This is a genomic window from Aquimarina sp. AWH4_224, assembly GCF_056160245.1.
This window is the reverse complement of sequence record NZ_JBSWWU010000078.1, coordinates 1-303: the sequence shown is the minus strand read 5'-3', so window position 1 is coordinate 303 and position 303 is coordinate 1. Positions and strand designations below refer to the sequence as shown.

The 303-nt window shown below is 36.3% G+C and carries 1 protein-coding gene; it reads right to left on the bottom strand.

The genetic code is table 11. From position 1 onward, the window contains the following. Positions 1 to 303 (bottom strand): condensation domain-containing protein (locus ACXAGJ_RS24775; RefSeq protein ID WP_474843887.1); only part of this gene is annotated, 303 nt, incomplete at both ends.

The following is a 303-nucleotide window of genomic DNA, read 5'->3' as shown; positions in this document are numbered from 1 at the left end:
CTAAATCTCCATGAACTAAGGCAACACGATCTGGATCAGAAGCTACACTAGCCTCAAATAATGATAGAAAACTATCAGCTTCTCCATAATCAATATCCGTAGCATTAAAAGAGTATAACAAATCCTCTTTATCCCTAGACGATAACATCTCTAATGAACCAATACTGGCCTTCGAATCTGATAATACTCCCGATACCAAACGTTGAAAATACTCTGAAAAACGAACAATCGTAGAACGATCAAACAAACTACTACTATACTCAAACTCCAAATACATACCATCTGAAGAATCCATAGCAGTCA